The 15654-nt window shown below is 61.2% G+C and carries 15 protein-coding genes; 4 read left to right on the top strand and 11 right to left on the bottom strand.

All coding sequences use genetic code 11. The features are described from left to right. The 5 genes from WA989_RS13605 to dapB all read right to left on the bottom strand — a co-directional run. Positions 1–409: helix-turn-helix domain-containing protein (locus WA989_RS13605; RefSeq protein WP_424341033.1), on the bottom strand; the 409-nt coding region annotated here is incomplete at its 3' end. A 50-nt stretch (positions 410–459) separates the two neighbouring features. Beyond that, positions 460–870 carry a hypothetical protein gene (locus WA989_RS13600; protein ID WP_424341032.1) on the bottom strand — a complete coding sequence of 137 codons (411 nt, stop codon included), beginning with the start codon at positions 868–870 and terminating at the stop codon, positions 460–462. Beyond that, entirely contained in the window at positions 871–2319 is a 1449-nt protein-coding gene (locus WA989_RS13595) for a sigma-54-dependent transcriptional regulator (protein ID WP_424341031.1), read from the bottom strand. A 163-nt stretch (positions 2320–2482) separates the two neighbouring features. Continuing rightward, entirely contained in the window at positions 2483–3733 is a 1251-nt protein-coding gene (locus WA989_RS13590; RefSeq protein ID WP_424341030.1) for an acetyl-CoA C-acetyltransferase, read from the bottom strand. Positions 3734–3817: 84 nt separating this feature from the next. After that, a complete protein-coding gene (gene dapB, locus WA989_RS13585; RefSeq protein ID WP_424341029.1) occupies positions 3818–4627 on the bottom strand; it encodes a 4-hydroxy-tetrahydrodipicolinate reductase in 810 nt (269 codons plus the stop codon). Positions 4628–4780: 153 nt separating this feature from the next. On the opposite strand from dapB, the gene WA989_RS13580 reads away from it, so the two are divergent. Then, a complete protein-coding gene (locus WA989_RS13580) occupies positions 4781–5323 on the top strand; it encodes a hypothetical protein (RefSeq protein WP_424341028.1) in 543 nt (180 codons plus the stop codon). Between the two features lies 1 nt (position 5324). Here the strand turns inward: WA989_RS13580 and WA989_RS13575 are convergent, their stop codons facing one another. Next, entirely contained in the window at positions 5325–5603 is a 279-nt protein-coding gene (locus WA989_RS13575; RefSeq protein WP_424341027.1) for an ASCH domain-containing protein, read from the bottom strand. Between the two features lie 5 nt (positions 5604–5608). Further along, complete coding sequence (locus WA989_RS13570; RefSeq protein ID WP_424341026.1) at positions 5609–6496, bottom strand: peptidylprolyl isomerase; 888 nt, start codon at positions 6494–6496, stop codon at positions 5609–5611. 76 nt (positions 6497–6572) lie between these two features. Here WA989_RS13570 and WA989_RS13565 point away from each other — a divergent pair, with 76 nt between their 5' ends. After that, entirely contained in the window at positions 6573–7433 is an 861-nt protein-coding gene (locus WA989_RS13565; RefSeq protein WP_424341025.1) for a 50S ribosomal protein L11 methyltransferase, read from the top strand. A gap of 44 nt (positions 7434–7477) precedes the next feature. Next, a complete protein-coding gene (locus tag WA989_RS13560) occupies positions 7478–9289 on the top strand; it encodes an aminopeptidase P family protein (protein WP_424341024.1) in 1812 nt (603 codons plus the stop codon). On the opposite strand, the gene ligA is transcribed toward WA989_RS13560, so the two are convergent. Genes ligA through WA989_RS13545 form a run of 3 tightly spaced genes read right to left on the bottom strand, consistent with a single transcriptional unit; the run spans position 9286 to position 13962 of the window. Beyond that, a complete protein-coding gene (gene ligA, locus WA989_RS13555) occupies positions 9286–11391 on the bottom strand; it encodes an NAD-dependent DNA ligase LigA (RefSeq protein WP_424341023.1) in 2106 nt (701 codons plus the stop codon). The two genes, WA989_RS13560 and ligA, sit on opposite strands and share 4 nt — an antisense overlap. Then, positions 11388–13088, bottom strand: coding sequence for a DNA repair protein RecN (locus WA989_RS13550; protein ID WP_424341022.1), 1701 nt, complete (start codon positions 13086–13088; stop codon positions 11388–11390). Before WA989_RS13550 ends, ligA begins: the two co-directional genes overlap by 4 nt. 52 nt (positions 13089–13140) lie before the next feature. Continuing rightward, on the bottom strand, positions 13141–13962 hold the full coding sequence (locus WA989_RS13545; protein ID WP_424341021.1) for an outer membrane protein assembly factor BamD: 822 nt from the start codon (positions 13960–13962) through the stop codon (positions 13141–13143). Between the two features lie 180 nt (positions 13963–14142). Between WA989_RS13545 and WA989_RS13540 the strand changes: the two genes are divergently transcribed. After that, positions 14143–14586, top strand: coding sequence for a helix-turn-helix domain-containing protein (locus WA989_RS13540; protein WP_424341020.1), 444 nt, complete (start codon positions 14143–14145; stop codon positions 14584–14586). A 51-nt stretch (positions 14587–14637) separates the two neighbouring features. Here WA989_RS13540 and lpxC read toward each other — a convergent pair whose 3' ends face one another. After that, a complete protein-coding gene (lpxC, locus tag WA989_RS13535) occupies positions 14638–15558 on the bottom strand; it encodes a UDP-3-O-acyl-N-acetylglucosamine deacetylase (RefSeq protein WP_424341019.1) in 921 nt (306 codons plus the stop codon). Positions 15559–15654 lie beyond the last annotated feature (96 nt).

Genomic DNA, 15654 nt, shown 5'->3' with positions numbered 1-15654 from the left:
GGAATACGCCTGTCCCGAACGGTGTCGGGGCCTTGCCGATGACAAGATCAGCGCCGCCGCCAGAGGCTTTTGCTTCGCCGGGCGTCAGGCCTTCATGAGCGATAAAGAGATCATGCAGACGGGACGGGCCAGACAGGCCTGTCTCCAGCGAGGCGTCGAGCACGGAAGCGCCCTGGCGAAGCAGGTCCCCGGCCTCAGCATGGGCGAGCGCAGACTGGAACTGTTTCGGGCTGATCCCGGCCCAGCGGGTAAACTCGCGCTGGAAGTGATGGGGCGAGAGGCCCATGGCGCGGGCACACTGGGACAGGTCCGGCCAGTCGCGCCAGGTATCGCCCAGATAGGCGAGCGCCTCGGCCATGCGTTCATAGGCGATGGAGCGGTCTGTCAGGCGTGTGGTTGTCTCGGTCATGGGGCCAGTCTGCCCCGGCCGTTCAGCTCATTCCACCCGATTCTTGCGGGTCAAGCTGCAAGGCCCTGCGTGGCATAGGTCATGCCGGCGCCCATCCAGATGTTCATCATGATTGGCAGACCGATTACGCCGGACACGGCCAGGGCAAAGATCTGCGGTGTACGCTGCCTTTGCTGGCAGAACAGCGCCGCACCACTGATCATACCGAACAGGAAGATTCGTTTTCCAACAAACCAGACAAGGCCCGCATCGACATTGCGGCCAGACGCCATCAGCCCCGACAGGAGCGCCTCGACGTCGGCGCCAACGAAAATGGCGACCGCCAGAGCGAGGTAGAGGCCGATAGCAAACAGAAACCGTTGATGCGGAAAGCGCTGGGCCAGAAACTCGCCGATGCCAGCCCCGATCAGCAGGCCAAGCCCGCCGAGTAGAAAGTAGCCCGGCAGGAAAATGTTGACCATCTAGCCGGCCTTCTTCTCGTCCTGGTCCAGTTCATACTCGCGGATCTTGCGGTAGAGCGTGGAGCGGCCAATGCCGAGGCGGCGGCTGACTTCGGACATATGCCCCTGATAGAAATCGATCGCATATTCGATAATGTCGCGCTCAATCTCGGACAGGGCGCGCAGCTCACCTGCTTCATCCTTGACGGCGACGGGGCCGGCCTCGCCAGCAACTTCAGAGGCATCATTCGCCGCTGACGTGCGTTGCGGCACAGCCGGCAGGTCTGCCATCTCAGGCATGATACCGGATATTTGCGGGAAGTCGTGCGGCTGTAGCTCGTTGCCTTCGCAGAGGATCACGGCGCGGAAGACAGCGTTCTCAAGCTGGCGGACATTGCCCGGCCAGTCATGCGCGCACAGCATCTGCAGCGTTTCCTCGCTGGCAGTCTGTACATCCCGATTTTCCGACGCGTTGAAGCGTGAGATGAAATGTTCGACCAGAGCCGGCACATCAGCCTTGCGCTCGCGCAGCGACGGCATGTCGACTGGGAAAACGTTGAGGCGATAGTAAAGATCTTCGCGGAAACCGCCGGCTTTGACCTGCTCGGCAAGATCGCGATTGGTCGCCGAGATGATGCGCACATCAACCTTGGTCGGACGGCGCGATCCGACAGCGTCGACCTCGCCTTCCTGGAGCGCGCGGAGCAATTTCACCTGCATATCGAGCGGAAGCTCGCCGACCTCATCAAGGAAGAGCGTGCCGCCATCGGCCTCGACAAACTTGCCGAGCGATTTCGATACAGCGCCGGTAAACGCTCCCTTCTCATGGCCGAACAGGATCGACTCGACGAGGTTTTCCGGGATCGCGCCGCAATTGACAGTGACAAAGGGTTTTCCAGCACGATCAGAAGCGCCCTGGATACAGCGCGCGACAACTTCCTTACCGACACCGCTTTCACCGAGGATCAGCACCGGAATATCGGAGCTCGCAGCCCGCTGGCCAAGCCGGATGACCTGACGCATGGCAGGCGCTGCGCCAATCATGTCGTCAAAGCTCATGCCGCCTTCAGACTTGCGGGTCAGGCGTTTCACTTCGCCCGACAGCGAAGACATTTTCAGCGCATTGCGAATCGAAACGACAACGCGCTCGGGATTGGCAGGCTTGACGATGAAATCGACAGCGCCGGCGCGCATGGCGGACACGATCGTGTCGATGCCAGATGTCGCCGTGAGCATGATCACAGGCACATCCGGAACGCGTTCGGACAGCCGTTCCAGTGTTTCCATGCCGGACAGGCCGGGCATTGTAAGGTCGAGCAGGACAACATCGGCGCCAGCTTCGGTCGCCGTGGTAAAGCCAGACTCCCCGTCAGGCGCCGTGCGGCAGGCAAAGCCGGCCTTCTCGACAGCGGCCTGAATCAGCCTGCGTTGCGTCGGATCATCGTCGATTACCAGAACAGTCTTTGCCATGTGCATCTACCCGTAATTCGATCCATGTGGATCATTTTGTTACGGCCCGATATGGCACACAGAGATGGAGTTATGGTTCAGCCGGTCGTTCAAATTTGATGGAAATAAAAACCCCGCCCCAGCGACAGCCAGGACGGGGAAAGGTGAAATCGAGACTGTCGGCCTAGCTGTCGAGACGCTCGATGATGATCGCAGGCGCCATGCCGCCAGCCGCGCACATGGTGACGAGGCCATACTTGCCGCCGGAGCGCTCAAGCTCGTCCAGCGCCGTGCCGATCAGGATCGAGCCGGTCGCGCCGATTGGATGGCCGAGCGCCATGGCGCCGCCATTGATGTTCACTTTCTCGCGGTCGAGATCGAGGTCACGGATGAACTTCTCGGCGACGACTGAGAAGGCTTCGTTGATCTCATAGACGTCGATATCGTCGGTCGTCATCCCGGCCTTCTCGAGCACTTTCTTTGCGGCCGGCACAGGCGCGTTGAGCATCAGGGTCGGGTCGTCGCCCATATTGCACGTCGCCACGATGCGGGCGCGCGGCTTCAGGCCATGCTTGTCGGCATACTCTTTTGACGTCACCAGAATGGCGGCTGCGCCATCGACAACGCCGGACGAATTACCGGCATGATGCACGTGGTCCACGCCTTCTTTCAGCTGCGGATACTTCTGCTCGATCATGTTGCCATAGGTCATGCCCTTCTCGTCGACGGGCACATCCCAGAACATGTTGAACACGGTCTTCAGGCCAGACAGGCTTTCCATTGATGTGCCAGGACGCGGGAACTCATCCTTGTCGAGCGCGAGCGAGCCATCGCGGTTGTGGACCGGAATGACAGATTTGTCGAAGCGGCCTTCATCCATGGCGCGCTTGGCGCGGGTCTGGCTGGTCACGGCCAGCTGGTCGACAGACTCGCGGTCAATGCCTTCCAGCGTTGCAATCGCGTCGGCGCAGCAGCCTTGCTGGGACTGCGGATGCATTTCGCGCAGGTGAAGATTGCCGGCATCCATCATGGGCGGGTTCTTCGGGTCGGCTGTCGATGAAGTGTAGCTCATCATCTCACAGCCGCCGGCAATGACACAGTCTTCCATGCCGGACATGATCTGCGCCGCGGCCAGTGACACTGTCGTGATGCCTGAGCCGCAGAAGCGGTCCAGCGTCACACCGGACGCTTTAACGTCAAAGCCTGCATCAAGGGCGGCCATACGGCCCATGTCTGCGCCCTGCGCGCCGCGCTGCGAGCTGGTGCCCCAGATGACATCGTCGACGGTTGCGGTGTCGAGATTGTTGCGATCACGGATCGCGCCGAGCACCGTGGCGCTCAGATGTTGTGGGTGGAGGTGAGCAAGCGAACCCTTGCCGACCTTGCCAATGCCGCGCGGTGTGCGAACGGCGTCGATGATATATGCGTCTGCCATACTGGCCTCCCTGGACGTGCTGGTCTTGTTCGATGATGCCAGATAGCGCGCTTCCGCAAAGGAAATGCAATCTCTGCCGTTGCGTCAAAGCCCGAGGACATCGTCCATATTGTACAGCCCGGCCGGCTGGCGCATCGCCCAGCGCGCCGCGGCCAGAGCACCGTGGGCAAACACAGCCCTGTCGAGCGCGGTGTGCGACAGCGAGACCACTTCCATATCGCTGGCGAATGTCACCTCGTGCTGTCCGATGACGCCGCCCGAGCGGCGCACAGCGAACCCGATCGTGCCTGCCTCGCGCTTGGCGTCCGGCCCATCATAAGGGCCCGCCCGAAGCGTTTTCAGGTCTGAGCCCCGCCCGCTGGCTGCGGCATCGCCCAGCATAAGCGCCGTGCCGGATGGCGCATCGACCTTGCGGCGGTGATGGGTTTCGAGGACTTCAATGTCCCAATCCTCGCCGAGGCTTTCTGCCGCGCGTTTGGTCAGCGCGCACAGGAGGTTCACGCCGAGCGAGAAGTTCCCGGCCTTCACGATGGTAAGATCGCCCGCCGCTTCTGCGATATCGGCTTCTGCTGCGCCATCGAAACCGGTCGTGCCAATCACCACAGCCTTCACGCTGCTTTTTTCAAGCGCGTGGAGGGCGGCCAAGGTGGCGGCCGGCCGTGTGAAATCGATCCAGACATCTGCGTCTTCGGCTGCAGCTGCGACATCATCTGTGGCGTGAATGCCGACTGCGCCACGCCCGAGCAGTTCGCCAATATCCTTGCCGATATGGGGCGATGCCGGCGCTTCGCTGGCACCGCACAGCGTGTGGCCTGCCTCGAGCACAGCGCCCGCAAGCTGGCGCCCCATCCGGCCGGCAATGCCAGCAATTGCGATCTTCAGTTTTGTCGTCATCGCAACGTTCTAGCGGGTTTTGACGCGCTTCGACTAGAGCGTAATTATGATTGCGGTTTCCTCGCTCAGACTTGGAACTCCCTGCGCGGCGGCGTATTTGTGTGTTAACCTTTTGTTAGCCCACAAAACCTGCACATCGCGAAGGAGCTCCCCATGAACAAACTCATCGTGCTCGGCCTCGGTGCCGGACTTCTGGCCGCCCTTCCCGCTGCTGCCGACGGCTATGCCGACAAGCAGGCGGCGAGCAGGGGCCCCTCGCCCCTGAGCCCGCATAAGAAGCAGGCGCGCGTGGTTGAGGTTGAACGCACACACCGGGTCCAGCCGCGCACAAACTGCTACAGCGGCTGCGGCTCTTACCAGCGCGGCGCCACCTATACGACAGCGCCTGTCGTCACCCAGCGCTACACGCGAACCTATACCCGTCTCGCCCCGCCGGACTGCTATCATGCGCCCGCCGTCGCCTACCAGAAGAGCCATCATGGACATGGCAAGCATCACGGGCACGGCAAACATCATGGCCATAGGGGCCACGCCTCGCATCGAAGCTATTCCTACAGCGGCGGGCCGGTCTATGACGAGAACTCCGTGATCTGGTCTAGCCGCAGCTATGGCTACGGAGCCCAGCATCTGGACCGGGGCAAAGCCTGGGCGCATTATGATCATGGCTGGAAGAGCAAGACCAATACGCGCCGCTAGGTCAGCTCTCTTCATAGTGAAACCGGATAAAGAAAACCCGGGTGCCGGCTCCGTGCCTGGCCGTCTTCAGTAGATCGATCGTTCCGGAGAAACCGCTCTCGCGCGCCATTTGAGGCGTAATATCCGCGATCGATATCTCCCTGATATGGTCGACAACGACGTGACCGGGCGCAAGCCTGTAAGCGCCGCCGGCTTTCACGCGGGGGCTCTGCCAGATGCGGATGGTCGTCGTGATTTCACCGCGCCGGATTTGATCGCGCAGGCGGGCCGCAAACTGCATGGCGCCTAGGGTCCGTCCACCCGCCGGACGGGCGTGGAGAAGCTGCAAATGTCCAGCACTTCAGGCGGCTTGCGGTAGAAGAATTCCTCGCTGCGCACACGTTTGGAGCGTTTGAACTCTTCAAAGGCCTGACTGCCGGTGACCATGGCTTCCCATTTTGGTTGCGCGTCATCTGCCAGATCCGCAGCAATACGGAAGGACAGGATTTCGTCACCGACCTCCGGTGCCTGGATCACGCCATTCTCGATCTCCCGCCTGCCGCGCTTGAGCGCCTGGACATGTTCCATCCCGTCGATGACCCGGCCGAAGACCGTGAGGTTGCGATCAAGATAGCGCTGCGCATCGAGCACAATGTAAAATTCGGTTGAGCCGCTATCGGGATCTGTATCCCGCGCCATCGCGATCGCACCCGGACAATGCAGCAGCCATTCGCGTCCCATCAGCTCGCTTCGGCCCACCGGAAATCCAGCGATATGGCCGACCTCCGGGGCAAAAAGATCCTTGTTGCCAAGCGGGGTAAACCGGCCTGACGAATAGCCCCGGTCATTCTCATTCTCGAGATTGGGCCAGTCGAGGATCGCGGTCTCATCCTGAAACCCGCCCTGGGCCACGAAACCATCTATGACGCGATAGAAGCGATTGCCATGCATGATCCCGGCAAAGGCAAGCTTCCTTATCCGTTCGACATGATTGGGCGCGAATGCCGGATTGAGCTCGACGGTAATCATGCCGTGTTCGGTCTCGATCAGGAGGAGGTTCTCAGCCGGTATGGCGCGCCATTCTGGCAAGACCTCGACAGCCTCTGTTTCCTGGGCACCGCTTTGCGGCAGGCTCGCGCAGGCCGCAAGCGCCACAATGAGCGCGGCCAGTATCTGCCTGATTGAGATGGCCATATCTCTCTCCTGATTCCCCTGAAAGTCAGACCGCAGACTATCGGGATTTTGCGCGCTCTGCTATGCGCTTGCCGCAATGTACCAGATCACAGCAAAAGGCCCGCGCGCGGCCATCGAAACAGCCTGGGACGCCCTCGCCTGGGCCGATCCCTCACCGGCCGGCGCCGGCGATGCCAAGGAAGACGGCCGCCATGCCTGGCGTCTCGACGCCTATGCCGAGACAGAGGAAGACGCCCTCGCCTGTCAGGAGATGATCCGCGAGACCGCACCAGAACTGAACCCGGTGATGGAGGCGCTGGAAGATCGCGACTGGGTGACGCTGTCTTTGGAGGGGCTTCCGCCTGTCGAAGCTGGCCGCTTCATTGTCGCGGGTAGCCACGCGCTCGCCAAGTCCGCACCCGGCAAAACGCCAATCCTTATCGAGGCCGGACCTGCTTTTGGAACAGGCCATCACGGCACCACGCTTGGCTGCCTCATTGGTTTTGAACACGTGCTCAAGACGGCGCGCCCGAACAAGGTGCTCGATATCGGAACCGGCTCAGGCGTGCTCGCTATCGCGGCGATCAAGGCGGGTGCCAAACGGGCCTGGGGCACCGAGATCGACGCAGACAGTGTCCGTGTCGCCAATGAGAATGCCGCCAAGAACCATGCCGCAAACGCGTTCAAGACATTCGAGACAGGCGGCGGGATGAACCACACCATCCGCGCTGACGCGCCCTATGAACTCGTCTTCGCCAACATCCTCTTTCGCCCGCTCGTCGCCCTCTGCCCGACCATTGCCGGTCTGACGGCTAAGGGCGGCCATGTCATCCTGTCCGGCCTTCTGGCGCATCAGGAACCTCTGGTTCGCCGCGCCTATGAAGGTCATGGCCTCGCACTCGCGAAACGGATCCGCAAGGATGGGTGGGCAAGCCTGGTTTTCGGCAAGCCTGGATGACGAGCTGCCTTCCGCTTTCACCCTTCAGACACTAGGTTCAGATCATGAGACAAAATTTCGACGTGAGAGGCGGCCCACAGCTTGGCCGCCAGAACCTGCCCAAACTGCGCGATGCCATGAAGGCTCAAGACCTCGACGGCTTCTATATCCCGCATGAGGACGAGTATCAGAACGAATACCTGCCGGCCTGCAATGACAGGCTGGCCTGGGCGACCGGCTTTACCGGCTCGGCTGGCGCGGCCATGGTCTTCCAGGACACAGCCGTCATCTTCGCCGATGGCCGCTACACGCTGCAGGTGCGCGACCAGACCGACCGCGAGCTGATCGACGTCGAAGGTCTTCCGGAGCCTGGCCCGTTTGGCTGGCTTGCCAAGCAGACACTCTCTGGCAAGACGGTTGGCTACGATCCTCGCCTTATGACGCCAAATGACCTCGACACGCTGACCGCGGCTGCAAAGAAATCCGGCGCCGACCTGAAGGCCGTCGAGACCAACCCGATCGACCAAGCCTGGGATGACCGGCCCGGCGAACCCATGGCCAAAGTCGTTGCGCAAAAGATCAAATTTGCCGGACTCGACAGTACCGACAAGCGCCAGACCATTGCCGACGCATTGAAGGAAGATGGGGCGGATGCGGCGATCATTACCTCGCCTGCGTCTGTCGCCTGGGCGTTCAACATTCGCGGCGGCGATGTGGCCTGCTCGCCCCTGCCCCTGGCACGCGCCATCCTGAATAATGATGGCTCGGCAGACCTGTTTCTCGATCCGCGCAAGGTTACCGACGAACTCCGCCAGCATCTCGGCAACACGGTCACGGTCCGCGCGATCGACGAGCTTGAGCCGGCCATCGCGACGCTAAAGAACAAGACGGTCAGCCTTGACCCGGCACTGGCTTCTGCCTGGTTCTTCAAACAGGTCGAGGACGCCGGCGCCAATATTCTCAAACAGCGCGATCCTGTACTCCTGCCAAAGGCGTGCAAGAATTCAACCGAGATTTCCGGCACCGAAGCGGCTCATATCCGCGATGGCGCAGCGCTGACGCGCTTCCTGCACTGGCTCGATACCGAGGCGCAGTCCGGCGACATCACCGAGATCGACGCCGCGCTGAAACTTGAGAGCTTCCGCGATGAGCTGTCTGAGCTGAATGATCTTTCTTTCGAGACCATCTCCGGCGCCGGTCCGCACGGCGCGCTGCCACACTACCGCGTCTCGTCTGCGTCCAATCTGGAGCTTGAGCGCGGGTCGCTCTATCTCGTCGACAGTGGCGGCCAGTATCTCGACGGCACGACCGATGTGACGCGCACTGTGCCGATCGGCGGGGCATCAGACGATATGAAGCGTCACTATACGCTTGTGCTGCAAGGCCATATCGCGCTTGCCACGGTGCGCTTTCCGGAAGGCACAACGGGCACGCATCTCGATGCGCTGGCGCGCTATCCGCTTTGGCAGGCAGGACTCGATTACGATCATGGCACCGGGCATGGCGTCGGCGTCTATCTCGGCGTACATGAAGGCCCGCAGCGCATCGCAAAGCCATGGAACAGCGTCGCACTGCGCCCCGGCATGATCGTCTCGAATGAGCCGGGCTATTACCGCGAGGGCCAGTACGGCATCCGGATCGAGAATTTGCAATACGTCACCGAGCCCGCCGACATTCCGGCAGGCGAGCGCAAAATGCTGGGCTTTGCCAATCTCACCTGGGCGCCGCTGGCGCGCGATCTCATCATGACATCGATGCTGTCACCGGCCGAGCATGATTGGGTCGACCAGTATCACCGCGATGTGCTCGAGCGGATCGGGCCGCTGGTTGAAACCGAAGTGGCCGACTGGCTGCGCGCTGCCTGCGCGCCGCTCTAGACGCCCGCAAGCTCCAGCCAGTCATCCTCGCTCATCACCTGGATGCCAAGCTCTTCAGCCTTTTTGAGCTTCGACCCTGCCCCAGGTCCGGCAACAAGGATGTCTGTCTTGCCAGACACCGAGCCCGACACCTTGGCGCCGAGCGCTGTTGCACGCGACTTGGCTTCATCGCGTGTCATCTTTTCGAGGGTGCCGGTGAAGACGATCGTCTTGCCCGAAACCGGCGATTCAGAGGCAGGCGCTTCGGCGTCCTGAACCTCGATTTCAGCGAGCAAGGCGGCGAGCATTTCCTGGTTGTGAGGCTCAGCGGCAAATTCCTTGAGGCTGGTCACCGCCGTCGAGCCGACGCCGTCAATCGACAGCAGTTCGGCTTCGGCCGCCTCATCGCCGCCTGCGGCTTTCACGACCGTGTCCCAGAACATCTCCCATTTCAGGAAGCTCCGCGCGAACACGCCAGATGTCGTCTCGCCGACATGACGGATGCCGAGGCCATTCAGGAAGCGCTGGAAAGGCGGCGCGCGGCGCGCGTCGATGGAAGCAAAGAGATTGTTCGCCGAAGTCTCGCCAAAGCCTTCCCATTCGGACATCGGCGGCAGGCCTTTCGCCTCTATGCGCGCGGCCAGCCTGAAAATGTCCTGCGGACCTTTAACGACGCCCTTTGAATGGAAAAGCTCGACCTGTTTTGCGCCAAGCCCGTCTATATCGAGCGCCTTTCGGGAAACGAAGTGTTTGAGCCGCTCAACCGCCTGGGCCGGGCAGGTCAGCCCTCCTGTGCAGCGGCGCCGGACATCTTCCTCACCCTTGTCATCCACCTCGCGCACAGCCGCCGAACCGCATTCAGGACATTCGGTCGGCATCTGGAAGGGCGGCGGGCGATCTTTGCGGTCCGGATTGGTCACGCCGAGCACTTGCGGGATAACATCGCCAGCGCGCTGGATCTCGACCCTGTCGCCGGGGCGCAGATCAAGGCGGGCGATCTCGTCTTCATTGTGTAGCGTGGCATTGGAAACGACGACACCGCCGACCGTGACCGGCGCGAGGCGGGCGACAGGGGTCAGCGTGCCGGTGCGGCCGACCTGGATTTCAATCGCTTCAAGCTCGGTCATCGCCCGCTCAGCCGGAAATTTGTGGGCGATCGCCCAGCGCGGAAAGCGGCTGACAAAACCGAGCCGCTCCTGCCAGTCGAGCCGGTCGACCTTGTAGACAACCCCGTCAATGTCATAGCCGAGCAGGGCGCGCCGTTCGGCGAGGTCTGCATAGGCTTCGAGGAGGCCGTTCACCGACGTATGCGATTTGAAAAGCGGATTGGTGACGAAGCCCCAGCTTTCCAGACTGGCAACCGCCTCGGTCTGGGTCGCGCCGATGGGCGCAGTGGTCTCGCCCCAGGCATAGGCGAAGAAGCGCAGCGGCCTGGACCGGGTAATGCTGACATCAAGCTGGCGGAGGCTTCCAGCAGCCGCATTACGCGGATTGGCGAAGACCTTCTTGCCGGCTTCGGCTTGCGACGCGTTGAGTGCCTCGAACGCTTCGCCCGTCATATAGACTTCGCCGCGAATTTCGATACGCGAGGGCCACTCCGTTCCATTGAGCTGATCGGGAATGTCTTCGATCGTGCGGGCATTGGCGGTGACGTCCTCGCCGACCTGCCCGTTTCCGCGCGTCGCTGCCCGGACGAGTTTGCCCTCTTCATAGGTCAGGCTGAGGGAAAGGCCGTCAATCTTGGGCTCTGCCGTGATGGCGAGTGGCTCCTCCTCGGACAGCCCGAGATAGCGGCGGATGCGGGCGGCGAACTCTTCGACATCTTCATCGGAAAACGCATTGTCGAGTGACAGCATCGGCACGCCATGCGTGACTTTGGAAAAGGCTTCCGAGGTCTCCGCGCCGACCTTGTCGCTGGGGCTGTCGGAGCGTTTCAGGTGCGGAAAGGCGGCTTCGACCTCGAGATTGCGAGCGCGCAGCGCGTCATATTCGGCATCTGTCAGATGCGGATCGTCTTGCTTGTAATACGCCGCATCTGCGAGGCGGATTTCGGTTGCGAGCCGTGCAAGCTCCCGTCGGGCATCTGCTTCACTCAGCGCCTCGGCGGGAACGGGCTTGCTCATACATCCTCCAGCAATCGCGATGCTGCCGCACGCGCCTCCTCGGTGATGGTCGAGCCAGACAGCATGCGGGCAATTTCTTCATGTCTTGCGTCTGCATCTAGCCCGGTCAGCAGGGTTCGGCCAAGCCCGTTTTGGCCGCTGCTGTCCTTGGAAATGAGCCATTGGCCTGCCGCAGCGGCGGCCACTTGCGGGCTGTGCGTGATCGCAAAGACCTGCCGGCTTTGAGCAAGGCGGGACAAGCGTTCCCCAATCGCAGCAGCCACTGCGCCGCCGACGCCCTGATCGGCCTCGTCAAACACCATGACGGGGATGGCATTCACCTCAGCCAGCGCGCATTGAAGCGCGAGTGAGAAGCGCGCAAGTTCACCGCCCGATGCAATCTGGCGAAGGGGACCGAACCCGGCGCCCGGATTGGTTTCCACTTCGAACTCGACCCGTTCGCGCCCGGCCAGACCCGAAGCGCCCTCTTCGATGTCGTCGAAGCGGACCTGAACGCGGGTACGTTCCAGTTTGAGAGGCTTGAGTTCGGCTTCAATGGCCGCTTCGAGCTGGCCGGCCGCCGTCTTGCGCGCCTGGCTCAACCTGTCGGCCACCGTGTGCCAGCGGGCGGCCGCAGCCTTTTCTTCGGACCTGGCTTTCTCGATCAGTCCATCCGGCGCATTGGTCATTTCCAGCTTCTCAGCCACCTCATCGAAGAAGGCCGGGAGCCGGTCTGGTTCAATGGCGAACTTCCGGGCCGCGCCCTTGATCGCGAACAGGCGTTGCTCTGCCCGCTCCAGCACGTCCGGGTCGTGCACAGCTTCGACAGCCAGCCCATCAAGCGCCGATCGGGCTTCTCCTACTTCAATCAGGGCTCTTTCAAGCGCGTCAGCGGCGAGCTTTGCAGCGCGCGACAGCCCGCCGTCTGATTCGGCCAGTCCATCAATTCTCAAGACGCGTTCGGAGGCCCGGCTGGCTTTCGCCAGCGCGGCTTCAACGTCGCTGTCGTCAAACGCACTGACGGCTTCGCCCACGGCATCCGCAATCTTTTCAGACTGCATGAGCAGGCCGCGCTGGGCGCTCAGTTTTTCATACTCATCGGCGCCTGCATCCAGTGCAGAAAGCTCCTCATGGGCGCTGGCAAGCCAGGCATATTCGCGCTCGGCCTCCTGAAGATCACGCTCAAGTGTTTCGCGCGCCTGGCGCTTGTTCTGAAACGTCTTCCAGCTGGCCGCACACTCGGTCAGGAGCGTCTCATTGCCGGCATAAAGATCAAGCAGATCCCTGTGCTGCGACACGCGCATCAGCGCTGAGGCAGAATGCTGGCTATGGATTTCGACAAGCGTCGCACCGATGGTTTCAAGCAGTCCCGCGCTTGCTGGCTGGTCATTGACGAAAGCGCGCGCAGGCCCCGACGCCGGAATGACGCGTTTCAGTGTCAGCGTCTCGAAGGGCGAGGCCTCAATCCCCTGCTCGCGCAGGATCGCCCAGACTGGATGGTCTGGAGCAACCGTGAACTCGGCCGAGACCGCCGCCTGCTCCTCGCCCTTGCGGACGAATTTGCGATTGGCCTGCGCCCCAAGCGCAAGGCCCAAAGCATCAAGAATAATGGATTTACCCGCACCGGTTTCGCCGGTGAGGGCGGTAAAGCCTTGAGCGACTTCAATATCGAGCCGCTCGATCAGCAGGAATGACCGTATGGAGAGCGCAATAATCATGCGCCCTGATATCACCGGAACAAAAAGAGAACAAGAAGTTTTTCGTTAACGCCTACCAGGGCGTGAGCTTCTGCAGCAGGGTCCGATCCGAGGAAGCGTTTTGCGCTCCCGAGCCATTGTTCTCGATCAGGTCATAGCTGTCTTCATACCATTCGCTGTCGGGATAATTGTAGCCGAGGACAGACGCCGCAGCGACCGCCTGATCGCGCAAGCCGAGCGAGAGATAGGCTTCGACCAGCCTGTGCAAGGCTTCAGCAGTATGGCTTGTTGTGTCGTAATCATCGACCACGGTCTTGAACCGGTTCACCGCGGCGAGGTGCTGATTGCGGCGCAGATACCAGCGCCCGATCGCCATCTCCTTGCCGGCAAGCTGGTCATTGACCATGTCGATCTTGATCGTCGCATCGCGCGCATAGTCGGTATTCGGGAAGCGGCGGACAACATCGTTCAGCGCAGCCAGTGCCAGTTCGGTCGTCTTCTGGTCCCGGCCGACATCGACGATCTGCTGGAAGTAGCTAAGCGCGATGATGTAATAAGCGTAAGGCGCACCCTGGCCTGCAGGATTGAGCGAAAGGTAGCGCTGCGCGGTCGAGATCGCGTCATCATAGCGCCGCGACCGGAAGGAGGCGTACGAGGACATGAGCGTGGAACGGCGCGCCCATTCCGAATAAGGGTGCTGGCGCTCGACCTCGTTGAACAATTCGATCGCGCTCACATAGTCACGGCTGTCCATCTCATCGGCCGCAGCATTGTAAAGCGCCTCGACAGGCCGCTCGACATAGGCAAGGTCGCGGGCCTGGCGGTTTGAGCTACAGGCGCCGAGCAGCAGAGCTGTTACCGATACGGCAAGGAGTGAGGAGGACTTTAACGTCATGGACTATCCCGAAAGTTCGCTTGTTTAGGGCGCACTTTGCCGCTCAGCCTGCCAATGTAAAGTCTTTCCAAGCAGGAAGGTATGCCTCGAATCCTTGTTAATTTTGGCGACTGGGCTACTGTACTGATCAGTAAGCCGCATTCGGGAATCACAGGCGCCGGGATCCAGGGCAACAAAGACATGCACGACAAGGAAAACAGCGAATTTACCGCGTCCGAGGTGGACACCATTGTCGGCGAGCGTATTCGCCGCCGCCGCATTCTGTCGGGTCTGACACAAGATCAGCTGGGCGAAGCGCTTGGGGTGTCCTATCAGCAAATCCAGAAATATGAGACCGGAGCCAATCGCGTCAGCGCGGGCCGTCTCTACCTGCTGGCCGAGCGTCTCGACATTTCGCCGGGCTGGTTTTTCGAAGGCCTGCATGACACCGAAGACCAGATCGATGACGAACTGGCCACTTCCTCGCGTTTTGCCATCGACTGTGTGCGTAATCTCACGAAGATAAAGGACGAAAAAGTCCGGGCGGCCATTCAGACAATGGTCCGCACGCTGGCCGAGAGCGACGAAACAGAATCGGCACAACCAGCGCCTTTCAGGGCAATGAGGGCTGAACCGCCCCACTGATCAGGCGGCCTGTCAGGATTTTTCAGTAATTTGGCGGCGCAGAGCGCAGGCTTATGCTCTGGCTGATGCCTGCAAACCTATACGGGCGTCTTCATCTTCATCCGATTCCCAGCACCAGGCGTCTGGCTGCTCGATGAGCGCCCTGACGAGTTGATTGTTCAGCGCATGACCAGGTTGTCTGGCTTCATAGACGCCGGCAATTGGCGCTCCCGCGAGCATTAGGTCGCCAACCGCATCAAGGATCTTGTGCCGGATGAACTCATCATCGGTGCGCAAGCCCTCAGGATTCATGATCTCGTCCCCGTCGAGCACCACCGCATTGTCGAGCGACCCGCCACGGGCGAGCCCCATGGCCTGAAGCTTCGCGACGTCCTGCGCGAAGCCGAAGGTCCGTGCAAAGGCGATATCGCGCGCAAACATGCCCGGCACCAGTCGTAGGGACATTTGCTGGGTTCCGATGGCGCGGCTCTGGAATTCGATTTTCGCGTGGATGGTGAGATAATTGTCAGCGCTCGGGCTGAGGCGGGCCGTCTTGACCCCATCCTTCACCTCGACCGGCTCAAGGATCCGGATCCGCCTGCGTGCCACGCCCTGCTGACGCAGCCCCGCCGACAGAAGAAGCTCACAATAGACCGCTGAGGAGCCATCCATGATCGGCACTTCCGGTCCATCAATCTCGATGATCAGATTGTCGACGCCGACACCGGCGCAGGCAGCCAGCAGATGCTCAACCGTCGCAACCGTCACGCCCGCTTCGTTCCGCAGGGTCGTTCCAAGCTGCACTTCGCTGACGTGATCGCCGCGCGCGCAGACTTCATTGTCCTGGTCATCGATATCGACACGGCGGAAACGAATGCCCGTGCCCGGCTTGGCCGGCTTCATGACCACGCGGGCCCGCTCGCCGCTATGAACGCCGACGCCTGCACACACGACAGGACAATTGATCGTTTGCTGAAATTGTACGCTACTCATGAAAGGACGCCCCTTTGTCAGGATCTACATGAAGGGAGTCTTTGGCCAGCTTCAAAACAAGGAGTGTTTCGCAATATTACAAAAGGGCCCTGAGAT

Source organism: Henriciella sp. (assembly GCF_049649345.1).
GTDB lineage: Bacteria > Pseudomonadota > Alphaproteobacteria > Caulobacterales > Hyphomonadaceae > Henriciella.
The sequence above is the reverse complement of the archived record's forward strand: the minus strand, read 5'-3'. Positions and strand labels throughout refer to the sequence as shown.